Source organism: Parazoarcus communis, assembly GCF_003111665.1.
Classification (GTDB): domain Bacteria; phylum Pseudomonadota; class Gammaproteobacteria; order Burkholderiales; family Rhodocyclaceae; genus Parazoarcus; species Parazoarcus communis_B.
In genome coordinates this window covers 3,854,415-3,866,957 of sequence record NZ_CP022188.1, presented here as the reverse complement: position 1 = coordinate 3,866,957, position 12,543 = coordinate 3,854,415, and the positions used below count along the sequence as shown (strand labels likewise).

General features: G+C 61.5%; 14 protein-coding genes. 12 read left to right on the top strand and 2 right to left on the bottom strand.

The genetic code is table 11. The features are described 5' to 3' along the window. Position 1: 1 nt before the first annotated feature. A complete protein-coding gene (tssH, locus tag CEW87_RS17660) occupies positions 2–2,668 on the top strand; it encodes a type VI secretion system ATPase TssH (protein WP_108975092.1) in 2,667 nt (888 codons plus the stop codon). Between the two features lie 78 nt (positions 2,669–2,746). Here the strand turns inward: tssH and CEW87_RS17655 are convergent, their stop codons facing one another. Continuing rightward, positions 2,747–3,547 carry an inositol monophosphatase family protein gene (locus CEW87_RS17655; protein WP_108975091.1) on the bottom strand — a complete coding sequence of 267 codons (801 nt, stop codon included), beginning with the start codon at positions 3,545–3,547 and terminating at the stop codon, positions 2,747–2,749. An 80-nt stretch (positions 3,548–3,627) separates the two neighbouring features. Here CEW87_RS17655 and CEW87_RS17650 point away from each other — a divergent pair, with 80 nt between their 5' ends. The 11 genes from CEW87_RS17650 (at position 3,628) to iscX (ending at position 11,910) form a co-directional block, all read left to right on the top strand. Beyond that, on the top strand, positions 3,628–4,359 hold the full coding sequence (locus CEW87_RS17650; protein ID WP_108975089.1) for an RNA methyltransferase: 732 nt from the start codon (positions 3,628–3,630) through the stop codon (positions 4,357–4,359). Positions 4,360–4,435: 76 nt separating this feature from the next. Beyond that, a complete protein-coding gene (gene cysE, locus CEW87_RS17645; RefSeq protein WP_108975087.1) occupies positions 4,436–5,191 on the top strand; it encodes a serine O-acetyltransferase in 756 nt (251 codons plus the stop codon). 108 nt (positions 5,192–5,299) lie between these two features. Next, positions 5,300–5,782 carry a Fe-S cluster assembly transcriptional regulator IscR gene (iscR, locus tag CEW87_RS17640; RefSeq protein WP_108948338.1) on the top strand — a complete coding sequence of 161 codons (483 nt, stop codon included), beginning with the start codon at positions 5,300–5,302 and terminating at the stop codon, positions 5,780–5,782. A 13-nt stretch (positions 5,783–5,795) separates the two neighbouring features. Beyond that, complete coding sequence (locus CEW87_RS17635; protein ID WP_108975085.1) at positions 5,796–6,944, top strand: cysteine desulfurase family protein; 1,149 nt, start codon at positions 5,796–5,798, stop codon at positions 6,942–6,944. 33 nt (positions 6,945–6,977) lie between these two features. Beyond that, on the top strand, positions 6,978–8,186 hold the full coding sequence (locus CEW87_RS17630) for an IscS subfamily cysteine desulfurase (protein ID WP_199917231.1): 1,209 nt from the start codon (positions 6,978–6,980) through the stop codon (positions 8,184–8,186). A gap of 23 nt (positions 8,187–8,209) precedes the next feature. Beyond that, positions 8,210–8,593, top strand: a complete 384-nt coding sequence (gene iscU, locus CEW87_RS17625; RefSeq protein ID WP_108948335.1) for a Fe-S cluster assembly scaffold IscU — start codon at positions 8,210–8,212, stop codon at positions 8,591–8,593. Positions 8,594–8,607: 14 nt separating this feature from the next. Next, positions 8,608–8,931 carry an iron-sulfur cluster assembly protein IscA gene (gene iscA / locus CEW87_RS17620; protein WP_108951212.1) on the top strand — a complete coding sequence of 108 codons (324 nt, stop codon included), beginning with the start codon at positions 8,608–8,610 and terminating at the stop codon, positions 8,929–8,931. 26 nt (positions 8,932–8,957) lie between these two features. Beyond that, positions 8,958–9,491, top strand: coding sequence for a Fe-S protein assembly co-chaperone HscB (gene hscB, locus CEW87_RS17615; RefSeq protein WP_108948334.1), 534 nt, complete (start codon positions 8,958–8,960; stop codon positions 9,489–9,491). 15 nt (positions 9,492–9,506) lie between these two features. Continuing rightward, positions 9,507–11,378, top strand: a complete 1,872-nt coding sequence (hscA, locus tag CEW87_RS17610) for a Fe-S protein assembly chaperone HscA (protein WP_108975081.1) — start codon at positions 9,507–9,509, stop codon at positions 11,376–11,378. Next, positions 11,375–11,716, top strand: coding sequence for an ISC system 2Fe-2S type ferredoxin (gene fdx, locus CEW87_RS17605; protein WP_108948332.1), 342 nt, complete (start codon positions 11,375–11,377; stop codon positions 11,714–11,716). The genes hscA and fdx overlap by 4 nt, the downstream gene beginning before the upstream one ends. Beyond that, positions 11,716–11,910: a Fe-S cluster assembly protein IscX gene (gene iscX, locus CEW87_RS17600; protein WP_108948331.1), complete on the top strand. Its 195-nt coding sequence runs from the start codon at positions 11,716–11,718 to the stop codon at positions 11,908–11,910. Before fdx ends, iscX begins: the two co-directional genes overlap by 1 nt. Before the next feature lie 144 nt (positions 11,911–12,054). Here iscX and CEW87_RS17595 read toward each other — a convergent pair whose 3' ends face one another. Then, positions 12,055–12,513: a response regulator gene (locus CEW87_RS17595; protein WP_108975080.1), complete on the bottom strand. Its 459-nt coding sequence runs from the start codon at positions 12,511–12,513 to the stop codon at positions 12,055–12,057. Positions 12,514–12,543 lie beyond the last annotated feature (30 nt).

The following is a 12,543-nucleotide window of genomic DNA, read 5'->3' as shown; positions in this document are numbered from 1 at the left end:
CATGCATATTTCGCTCAAAGCCCTGATCGCCAAACTCAATCCCGACTGTCGTGTTGCGCTCGAACGGGCCGCCAGTCTTTGCGTCGCCCGCACTCACCATGTCATCGAACCCGAGCATGTGCTCCTCGCATTGTGCGAACAGGAAACGACCGACTTCGTTCTGGTGTGCCGCAGCTTTGGCGTGAGTGCAGGCGCGCTTGCTGACGATCTCGAACGCACACTCTCCGGGAATCAGACTGGAAACGCACAAACGCCTGTGTTCTCGGCACGGCTTGTGCGTTTGCTGGAGCGTGCCTGGTTGCATGCCTCTCTCGAGTCACAATCGCCTTTCGTTCGCAGCGCTCATGTCCTGTTCGGGCTTGCAGGGGACCCGGAGTTGAGCCAGTTAGCGCAGCGTTTTCCTGCCACTCTGGGCCGGGTTCGCATCGATGCCTTGCGGGCGGAGTTTGATTCGCTTACCTCGGGCTCAAGTGAGGGCAGGGTGCCGCCGTGTTCCGCTGCTGATGCAGAAGGCAGCAATGGCTTTGCGCGCTCCGGGGCTGATCCAGCGTCGCGCCGTACCCCTGCGCTCGACCGCTTTACGGTCAGCCTGACCCGACTGGCGCGCGCGGGGAAGCTGGATCCGGTGATCGGGCGTGACGCAGAGATTCGCAGGATGATCGACATCCTGATGAGGAGACGGCAGAACAACCCCATGCTTGCGGGTGAGGCCGGGGTTGGAAAGACCGCAGTGGTAGAGGGACTCGCCCTTCGGCTCGCCAGTGGCGATGTGCCCCCGGCCCTGCGGGATGTCGAGTTGCTCGCACTCGATATCGGCTTGCTGCAGGCTGGCGCGAGTGTGAAGGGTGAATTCGAGCAGCGTCTCAAGGGCGTTATCGACGAGGTCCGTGCAAGTGTGCGCCCGGTAATCCTGTTCATCGACGAGGCGCACGGGCTGATCGGCGCGGGTGGGCCGGTGGGCCAAGGCGACGCCGCCAATCTGCTCAAACCGGCGCTTGCGCGCGGGGAGTTGCGCACCGTGGGGGCGACGACCTGGGCGGAGTACAAGAAGTACATCGACAAGGATGCCGCCCTGTCGCGTCGCTTTCAGGTCGTCCGGGTCGATGAGCCGGACGAGACACTCGCCTGCGCGATGTTGCGGGCAACGGTGCCCGCGCTGGAGGCGCATTTCGGAATCAGGGTTCTCGAAGAAGCGGTGATCGAAGCCGTGCGCTTGTCCAGCCGCTACATTGGCGCACGACAGCTGCCCGACAAGGCCGTCAGTGTGCTCGATACCGCCTGCGCGCGCGTCGCACTCGGGCAATGCGCAACCCCTGCGGAGCTGGAGGACGCAAGGCAGGGCCTGGCCCGACTGCGAGAGGAGCAGTCTGCCCTTAAGCGGGAATCGCTGAGCTCGGCGGAACATCACGACCGCCTTGCCGAGCTTGACACTGCGATCGCAAGGCAGTCGAAGGTGCTTGAGACCCTGCACAAGCGCTTCGAGCGCGAACAGGCGCTCGTGAGGAAGATCCGCCAGGCGCAGACTGCACTCGAGGCACTTCCCGCGACCGGGGCTTCGGCAAGGGGCTCGGGGCGGCGGCGGGGCGGCACCCTCGACCGGCTGCTGAAGACGCTGGCCTCGGTGCAGCAGAACGCATCGATGGTTCCCTTGCAGGTCGATCGGCAACTGGTTGCCGATGTGGTGTCTGGGTGGACGGGCATCCCGCTCGGACGGATGCTCAAGGATGAGATTCGGACCATTCTCGGGTTGAAGGCGCTGATGGCAGAACGGGTCAGGGGCCAGGACCATGCTCTGGAGGCCGTCGCGCAGCGTGTGAGAACGGCACGGGCCAATCTGGAGGATCCGTGCAAGCCCAAGGCGGTCTTCCTGTTTGTTGGCCCCTCAGGCGTGGGTAAGACGGAAACTGCGCTTGCGCTGGCCGACCTGCTCTATGGTGGCGAACGCAAACTGGTCACGATCAACATGAGTGAATACCAGGAGGCCCATTCGGTAGCAGGCCTGAAGGGGTCACCGCCCGGCTATGTCGGATACGGAGAGGGCGGTGTATTGACGGAGGCGGTGCGGCGCAACCCGCATTGTGTGCTGCTGCTGGACGAGGTCGAAAAGGCCCATCCCGATGTGCTCGAACTGTTCTTCCAGGTCTTTGACAAAGGGGTGCTCGAAGACGCTGAGGGGCGCGAGATCGATTTCCGCAACACGCTGATCATTCTCACGAGCAACGTCGGCTCGGCGCAGATCATGGCATCGTGTCTGAACGTGGCGGATGAAGCCATGCCCACGGCAGACGAACTCGCTGCCCGTCTGGCGCCGGTGCTGCATCAGCGCTTCAAGGCAGCGTTTCTAGGGCGCATGAAGGTGGTCCCCTTCTATCCGATCAGCGACACGGTGCTGGCAGAAATCATCGAGCTCAAGCTGTCCCGCATTCGTGAGCGGGTGGCCGCCAACCACAAGGCGCGCTTTGTCCATGACGATACCTTGACCGAGGCCGTGCTGGCGCGTTGCACCGAAGTGGACTCCGGCGCACGTAATGTCGATCACATCCTGAACGGATCCCTGCTCCCCGAGATCGCGGGTGAGGTGCTTGCCCGCATGGCCGATGGCGAAGCCGTCAGGGAGATCCGGGTCTCGGCAGGCGAGCAGGGGCAGTTCCGCTACAGCGTTGCCTGATAGCGGGAATAAGTACTGCGTTCTCCGTCACAGGACACTGCACGTGTGTGCGGTGTCCTGGCAAGAACGGATAACGGATCAGCTCTGGATGCTGTCGGTGCGGTAGGACTGGATGATGGGCAGCATCTGAGCGAACACCTTGGGGGTGCCGGCAACCACGTTGCCCGTCGTCAGGAAGTTGCCTTCGCCTGCGAAGTCGGACACCAGACCGCCAGCCTCCTGAACCAGCAGGACGCCCGCTGCCATGTCCCAGGGCGAGAGGCCCATTTCCCAGAAGCCATCGAGGCGACCGGCTGCAACATATGCCAGATCAAGCGCGGCTGCGCCCGGGCGACGGATGCCTGCAGTCTTCTGCGTCAGCTCGCGGAACATGGCAAGGTAGGCGTCGATGTTGCCGAATTCGCGGTAGGGGAAGCCGGTACCGACCAGTGCGTCGGCAAGGCGCACACGACGCGACACGCGAATGCGGCGGTCGTTGAGGTAGGCGCCGCTGCCGCGCGTTGCGGTGAACAGTTCGTTGTTGACCGGGTTGTACACGACGCAGTGCTCGGGCACGCCGTTCTTGGTCAACGCGATGGAGATCGCGTACTGCGGGAAGCCGTGGATGAAGTTCGTGGTGCCGTCGAGGGGATCGATGATCCACACGAATTCGCTTTCGGCGCCGGACTCGCCGGACTCCTCTGCTAGAATCCCGTGCCCCGGGTAGGCTTCACGAAGAACTTCGATGATGGCTTTCTCGGCAGCGCGGTCAACCTCGGTCACGAAGTCGTTGGGCGATTTGGACTCGACCGTAAGCAGGTCGATCTGGGTCGAAGCCCGGTTAATGACGGTTGCGGCACGGCGGGCGGCCTTTACGGCGATATTCAGGATGGGATGCATGCGGCTCGGTCTCGGCGGGTGGAGCGGTCCAGGGCAGTGCGCCCCGTCACGATCAGATACGAAAAACGGTGAATTTTAATATGAATGGCGGCTTTGCGCTTGATCGCATCCGTGTCGTGCTCTCCCGGCCGAGTCATCCAGGCAATATCGGGGCTGCTGCGCGCGCGATGAAAACCATGGGGCTGTCGCAATTGTGGCTGGTTTCGCCTGCCTGCTTCCCCGATCCGGTGGCCGATGCACGGGCGTCCGGTGCGACGGACCTGCTCGAATCGGCGCGTGTTGTGGATACCCTCGAAGAGGCGCTTGCGGGCACGGTGCTGGCCGCGGCCGTCACCGCCCGTCGTCGCGAATTGAGCCTGCCGCGTGTCACCGCACGTGCTGCCGCAGTGGAAATGGTGCAGTGGGCCGATCGTGGCGAGCTCGCGCTGGTATTCGGCAACGAAACCAGTGGGCTGTCCAACGAAGAGGTCAGCCTGTGCGCGATGCCGGTGACAATCCCGACCAATCCAGACTTTTCCTCGCTTAACCTTGGGGCTGCAGTGCAGTTGCTCAGCTACGAGTTGCGCATGGCTGCGCTCGAGCCGCCCGAAGTTTATGCCGGAGATCCTCAACCTCAGCCTGCGACGCATGCCGAGGTCGAAGGTTTTCTCGCGCACCTTGAGCAGGCGGTGACTGAAAGCGGTTTTCATGAACCGCAGAATCCGCGCAGGCTGATGCCACGATTCCGGCGGCTTTTTGGCCGGGTCAGGCTCGAAAAGGAAGAAGTCGGCATTCTTCGTGGAATGCTCTCTAGCTTTCAGCGCAAAGCCTAGTAAAATAGTCGACTATTGTTGCCCGAGGCCTTGGGGTCTCGAGCCCCATACCCTCTTTTTCCGGAGATCGCGTCACATGTTTGAACACCTGCGTGAAGACCTGGCCAGCGTTCGCGAACGCGACCCTGCCGCCCGCTCTACATTGGAGGTGTTGACCTGCTATCCGGGTGTCCATGCGCTGATCTTTCACCGGTTTGCGCATGCTGCCTGGCGCCGGCGCTTTTACTGGGTTGGCCGCTTCGTCAGCCATGTGAGCCGTTTTCTGACCGGGATCGAGATTCATCCAGGGGCCGTTGTCGGGCGTCGCGTGTTCATCGATCACGGCATGGGTGTGGTGATCGGAGAAACCGCCGAAATCGGCGACGACTGCACCATCTATCAGGCCGTCACGCTGGGTGGAACGTCGCTCTATCGCGGAACCAAGCGCCACCCGACACTCGGAAAAGGGGTGGTGGTGGGGGCCGGGGCGAAGGTGCTGGGTGGATTCACCGTTGGCGACGGTGCCAAGATCGGCTCCAATGCCGTCGTGGTGAAGCCGGTGCCGGCCGGGGCTACGGCCGTTGGCAATCCGGCACGCGTTCTGGATGCCGAGCGTGACGCAGAGCGCGCACAGAAAGCCGAGCAGATGGGCTTCTCCGCCTATGGTGTGACTCGCGACATGGACGATCCGGTAGCGAAGGCCTTGCATGGTCTGCTCGACCACGCGGTAGAAACTGACCGCCGCTTCCAGGTGATCTGCAAGCGAATGGAGGCTGCGGGCTTGAAACTTGACCCCTCGGTCGAGTCTTCTGATGATTTCGATGCGTCCCGATTGTCCAAGATGGTCGATTGACTGGGCCTGAGCGCCGAGTAGTTGACCGTTTTTGTCGGGATATGTATAGTTGAGTGAAATGTTCGGGTATTCGCCCGTTTGCCCTCAATTCTGCTTCGAGGAATCATCATGAGACTCACGACTAAAGGTCGCTTTGCCGTCACGGCGATGATCGATCTGGCTGCGCGACAGGCAGACGGTCCGGTTACCCTGGCCGGTATCGCCGAGCGCCAGAAGATCTCTCTGTCCTATCTTGAGCAGTTGTTCGGCAAGCTCCGTCGCTACAAACTGGTGACGAGTGTGCGTGGCCCCGGCGGTGGATATCGTCTCGCGCGCGACATGCGCTCAATCACGGTGACCGACATCATCATCGCCGTCGACGAACCGCTTGATGCGACAATGTGCGGTGGCAAACAGAATTGCCACGACGAGCATCGGTGTCTGACTCACGATCTGTGGACCAACCTAAACAAGCGCATGTACGCCTACCTGGATTCGGTGACGCTCGGCGCGCTGGTTGCGCGTGAAGTGAAGCCTGACCCAGATGTGAATGTGCTGCGTGAAGTGCGGCGTCGTGCAGCGAGTACGCTGCAAGATGTGGCGACAGCCTGAGCAGGTGACAAGCATGTTTGCCCCGGTATACCTCGACTGGAATGCGAGTGCGCCGCTCGATCCGGCGGTGCGCGAGGCAATGCTGCCCTGGCTTGGCGAACGCTTCGGGAACGCATCGAGCCGTCACGAGTACGGTCGTCAGGCGCGTGCTGCACTCGACACTGCGCGCGCGCAGGTGGCGGCGGCGGTGAATGCGCATCCGACCGAGGTGGTGTTTACCAGTGGTGGTTCCGAAGCCAACAATCTCTTCATCAAGGGTGCTGCGGCCATGATGAAGCCCGGCCTCGTTGCGGTCAGTGCGGTCGAGCACCCCTGTGTGCGGGAGCCTGCACGGCAGTTGCGTCGCAGTGGCTGGGTGATGCGTGAAGTGGGTGTGGATGCCGAAGGGCGTCTGCGTGCCGATGACTGGCGCTCGACGCTTGAGGCCAGGCCGTCGCTGGTCTCGATCATGCTGGCGAACAACGAAACCGGTGTGCTGCAGGACGTGCATGCCCATGCAGCCGAGGCCCGCGCCGGTGGTGCTTACATGCACACGGATGCGGTGCAGGCCCTTGGCAAGATCGAAGTTGATTTCCGTGTGCTGGGTGTCAATGCAATGACGCTGTCTGCGCACAAGATCGGTGGTCCGGTAGGTGCCGGTGCCCTGATCGTGGACAAGCGGGTTGAACTCGCCCCCTTGATCGCCGGCGGTGGTCAGGAGCGCGGGCTGCGCTCGGGTACCGAGAACGTGGCTGCAATCGTTGGTTTTGGCCTTGCGTGCGAACTCGCTGCAAAGCAGCAGCGCGAAGAGCATGATCGCCTGCTTGTCCTGCGTGAGCGGCTTGAGCAGTCGCTTGCCGCCACCGGCGCAGTACTGTTTTCGAAGGCTGGCGATCGCTTGCCGAACACCAGCTTTTTCGGGTTTGAAGGGCTTGATGGTGAAACCCTGGTGGGCAAACTGGATCGTGCAGGCTTCGCCTGCGCCAGCGGTTCCGCCTGCTCCAGCGCTAACCCGGAGCCATCGCACACGCTGCTGGCAATGGGCGTGGCGCCTGAGTTGGCCCGGTCGGCGGTTCGGGTCAGCCTTGGTCGTGATACCACCGCTCAGCAGCTTGCCGATTTTGACACTGCGCTGGCACGTATCGTGCACGAATTGAGAAACCTGGCTGCAATGGCAGCCTGACAAGACATAACGAATTCGCGGAGAAACGCAATGCTGAAGTTCCCGATCTATCTCGACTACTCTGCGACCACGCCGGTCGATCCCCGAGTGGCCGCAGCCATGATTCCCTGGCTTACCGAGCAGTTCGGTAACCCCGCCAGCCGCTCGCATGCATACGGGTGGTCGGCAGAGAAGGCGGTCGAGGACGCACGCGAACAGGTGGCCGCACTGGTGGGTGCCGATTCGAAAGAGATCATCTGGACCTCTGGCGCAACCGAATCCAACAACCTTGCGATCAAGGGTGCTGCGCACTTCTACAAGGGCAAGGGCAAGCACATCATTACCCTGAAGACCGAGCACAAGGCGGTGCTGGACACCTTCCGCGAACTTGAGCGTGAAGGTTTCGAGGCCACCTATCTCGACGTGCAGGAAAACGGTCTGGTCGATCTCGAGGTGCTCAAGGCTGCACTGCGTCCGGACACCATCCTGGTTTCGGTGATGTTCGTGAACAACGAAGTCGGCGTGATCCAGCCGATCGCCGAAATCGGCGAGATCTGTCGTGAGAAGGGCATCATCTTTCATGTCGATGCAGCGCAGGCGACGGGCAAGGTCGAGATCGACCTGAATACGCTCAAGGTCGATCTGATGAGCTTCTCGGCGCACAAGACCTACGGCCCGAAAGGCATTGGCGCGCTGTACGTCCGGCGCAAGCCGCGTGTCCGTCTCGAGGCGCAGATGCATGGCGGCGGTCACGAGCGTGGTTTGCGCTCGGGTACCCTGGCCACGCACCAGATCGTCGGCATGGGCGAGGCCTTCCGTATTGCACGTGAGGAGATGAGCACCGAAAATACGCGCATTCGCGAACTCCGCGACCGCCTGCTCAAAGGGCTGACGGATATCGAGGCAACCTATGTGAATGGCGATCTCGAGCATCGCGTTCCGCACAACCTGAACATTTCCTTCGCATACGTCGAAGGCGAGTCCCTGATCATGGCGATCAAGGATATTGCGGTCTCGTCCGGGTCGGCATGTACGTCGGCCAGCCTTGAGCCGTCCTACGTACTGCGCGCGCTGGGGCGTAACGATGAACTGGCTCACAGCTCGATTCGTTTCACCATCGGCCGCTTCACCACCGAAGAAGAAATCGACTTCACCATCGACCTGCTGCACAAGAAGATCGGCAAGCTGCGCGAGCTTTCCCCGCTTTGGGAAATGTTCAAGGATGGCGTCGATCTCGATTCCGTGCAGTGGGCTGCGCACTAAAATACAGAATCAGGAGAACGAAAATGGCATACAGCGAAAAAGTTCTGGACCACTACGAAAACCCGCGTAACGTCGGATCGTTTGCCAAGGACGACGACAGCGTTGCGACCGGCATGGTCGGCGCGCCCGCCTGTGGCGACGTAATGAAGTTGCAGATCAAGGTTGGCAAGGACGGCGTGATCGAAGACGCCAAGTTCAAGACCTACGGCTGTGGCTCGGCGATCGCGTCGAGCTCGCTCGTCACCGAGTGGGTGAAGGGCAAGACGATCGATCAGGCCCTCGAGATCAAGAACACGCAGATCGCAGAGGAACTGGCGTTGCCGCCGGTCAAGATCCACTGTTCGATCCTGGCCGAGGACGCCATCAAGGCGGCCGTTGCCGACTACAAGAAGAAGCACGAAGCCTGAGCAGGAGGTTCATGATGGGCGTCACTCTTTCCGAAAGCGCAGCCAAGCACGTTGCCAATTTCATCGCCAAGCGCGGCAAAGGCTTGGGTATCAGACTCGGGGTGAAGACCTCGGGCTGTTCCGGCATGGCATACAAGCTTGAGTTCGTTGACGAGGCGCTGACTGAAGACCTCGTGTTCGACAGCCATGGCGTCAAGGTCATCGTGGACCCGAAGAGCCTTGTGTATCTTGAAGGCACCGAACTCGACTTCGTACGTGAAGGCCTGAACGAAGGCTTCAAGTTCAACAACCCGAACGTCAAGGACGCGTGTGGTTGCGGCGAAAGCTTCAACGTCTGACGGTTTGAACGGAAGCACATGACGGCATGAGCATCGACCTGACGCAGGATTTTTTCTCCCTATTCGGCCTGCCGCGCCGTTTCGAACTGGATGAGCCGAAACTGGATCATGCCTGGCATGAGCTCCAGTCTCAGGTTCATCCGGATCGTCACGCACACCTTTCCGACCTCGAGAAGCGCCGCTCCATGCAGTGGGCGACGCGAGTGAACGAAGGTTTTCGTACCTTGAAGAAGCCCTTGCCGCGTGCCCAGTACCTGCTTGAACTGGCAGGTATCGACGCCGGCCTGGAGACCAACACCGCGATGTCCCCTGAATTCCTCATGGAACAGATGGAGTGGCGTGAAGCGGTCGAAGAGGCCCGCCAGGCGGGCGAGATCGATGAGCTCGAGCAACTGCACCAGCGCTTGCGCGGGCACTCGCGAGAAGTGATGGGCAGCCTTGCCCGCGAACTTGACGAAGCACAGGATTACGCGGCCGCGGCCGATACGGTGCGTCGCCTGATGTTCATCGAGAAACTTCAAAACGAGATTGACGACGCCCTTGAGGCACTCGAAACCTGAATCTGGAATTCCCTGATGGCACTGTTGCAGATCGCAGAACCCGGAATGTCCACCGAGCCGCACAAGCACCGGCTCGCGGTGGGTATCGACCTCGGCACCACAAACTCGCTGGTCGCCACGGTGCGCAACAGCATCGCGGTGTGCCTTGCCGATGAAACGGGCCGTTCGATGCTGCCTTCCATCGTGCGATATCGCGCCGATGGCAGCATTGATGTCGGTCAGTCGGCGATTCAGGCGCAGGCAAGCGACCCGCGCAACACGATCGTGTCGGTCAAGCGTTTCATGGGACGCGGGCTCAAGGATGTAGCTCACGTCGAAACCATGCCTTACGACTTCGAGGACAGCCCCGGCATGGTGCGTTTGCGCACGGTGCAGGGCGTGAAGAGCCCGGTTGAAATTTCTGCCGAGATCCTGCGCACGCTGCGCCTGCGTGCGGAGGCGAGCCTTGGCGGTGTGCTGAGCGGCGCGGTGATCACGGTTCCGGCCTATTTTGACGATGCCCAGCGTCAGGCCACGAAGGACGCGGCCCGCCTGGCCGGGCTGGATGTACTGCGGCTGCTTAACGAACCGACCGCTGCTGCGGTGGCCTATGGGCTCGATAACGCGGCCGAAGGCACGTATGCGGTGTACGACCTTGGCGGCGGCACCTTCGATCTCTCCATTCTCAAGCTGTCACGTGGCGTGTTCGAGGTGCTGTCGACCAACGGCGACGCATCGCTCGGCGGTGACGACTTCGATCATCGGCTGTTCTGCTGGATTCTCGAAGAATCGAAGTTGCCGCCGCTGTCATCCACCGACTCGCGCCGTCTGCAGATCAAGGCGCGCGAGGCGAAGGAGTTGCTGACGGCCTGTGAAGAGGCGCCAATCCACCTTGTGCTGAGTTCGGGAGAGGAGATCAACCTGGTCATCAGTCGTGACCAGTTCGCGCAGCTCACCCGTCACCTGGTGCAGAAAACCCTCGGTCCGGTGCGCAAGGCGCTGCGCGACGCAGGCCTGAGCCCGGAAGAGATCAAGGGCGTGGTGATGGTGGGCGGTGCGACGCGCATGCCCCACATCCAGCGCGCAGTTGCCGAATATTTCGGGCAGGAGCCGCTGACCAACCTCGATCCCGACAAGGTCGTGGCACTCGGTGCCGCCATGCAGGCGAATGCGCTGGTCGGCAACCGCAAGGAAGATGACGAGGACTGGCTCCTGCTTGACGTCATCCCGCTGTCGCTCGGCCTGGAAACCATGGGTGGCCTGGTTGAGAAGGTCGTGCCCCGGAATGCAACACTGCCGATTGCACGTGCCCAGGAGTTCACGACCTTCAAGGATGGTCAGACCGCCATGGCTTTCCACGTGGTTCAGGGCGAGCGCGAACTGGTGTCGGATTGCCGGTCGCTGGCGCGCTTCGAGCTGCGCGGGATTCCGCCGATGGTGGCGGGTGCAGCCCGCATCCGGGTGGCTTTCCAGGTGGATGCCGATGGATTGCTGTCGGTGTCTGCACGCGAGATGTCCTCGGGCGTCGAGGCCAGTGTGCTGGTGAAGCCGTCCTACGGCCTGTCCGACGACGAGATCGCTGGCATGTTGCAGGCCGGTGTCGAACGCGCCGGAGACGATCTCGTTGCGCGTGCCCTGCGCGAGCAGCAGGTCGAAGCCGACCGTGTCATTGAAGCGACCGAGCAGGCGCTGCTCAAGGATGGGCAGTTGCTCGACGAAGCTGAAAGAGCGCAGATCGATGAAGTGCTTGCCCGTTTGCGCAGTCTGCGCGACGGCGAGGATCATCGCGCAATCAAGGCCGGGATCGAGGCGCTTGCCAAAGCTACCGACGAATTTGCCGCGCGGCGCATGGACAGCAGCATCCGTTCCGCGCTTGCCGGTCACAAGATAGATGAGATTCCTGTATGACCCAGATTATTGTGCTGCCGCATGTCGAACTGTGCCCGGAGGGAACGGTTCTGGAGGTTGCCGAAGGCACCACCATCTGTGACGGCCTGCTTGAAAATGGCATCGAGATCGAGCACGCATGCGAGAAGTCCTGTGCCTGCACGACCTGCCACGTGATCGTGCGTGAGGGCTTTTCCTCGCTCGGAGAAGCGGAAGAAGAGGAGGAGGATCTGCTGGACAAGGCCTGGGGCCTGGAACCGCAGTCCCGGCTCTCCTGTCAGGCTGTCGTCCGTGCCGTTCCGCTGGTGGTCGAGATTCCGCGCTACACCATCAACATGGCTAGGGAGGGCAAGCACTGATGAAATGGACTGAAGTTCAGGAGATCGGTATCCAGCTTGCCGATGCACATCCGGATGTCGACCCGACCAAGGTGAATTTTGTCGACCTGATGAACTGGGTGCTTGCCTTGCCCGAGTTTGACGATGATGCGAAGCACTGTGGTGAACGCATTCTCGAAGGCATTCAGCAGGCCTGGATCGATGAGCTGAGCTAAGTGCTCGGTCAGCGACAGTGGGCGACAGCCCGGAGTCGCAAGGAAGAAGACCCGCAAGCGTCAAGCTGAGCGGGTCTTTTTTTGCGTATCAGGCGAGCGGCTGCACCGTGTGCTTCCTGCGCGTGAGCGGGCCTGTGCAGTTGATCAGTACGGGCTGTTTGCCGCGCTTTCGGGCGTTTCGTTGAGCGTCAGCCAGTACAGGGCAATCTGGCTGACGGCGTGAATGAAGCGCTCGTAGTCCACCGGCTTACGAATATAGCTGTTGGCGCCGAGCCGGTAGGCCTGCTGGATGTCCTGGATTTCGCGCGATGTCGTGAGCACCACCACCGGCAGCATCGCGGTGTGCTCTTCCGCGCGAATGCGGCGCAGCACTTCCAGACCGTCGATCCGGGGCAGTTTGAGGTCGAGCAGAATCAGCACCGGCATGACCGTCATGTCCCGCCCCTGATGTGAGCCGGTTCCGGTGAGGTAATCGATGGCCTCGACGCCATCTCTGGCCACGACAACCGGATTGGTGATCCGGTTCTTTGTGAACGCGCGTAGCGTCAGGGCTTCGTCATCGGGGTTGTCCTCGATCAGCAGAATCGGGCGTTCCATCGCCATCTTGTTCTCTCCCCGAACGTGCCGGTCTGC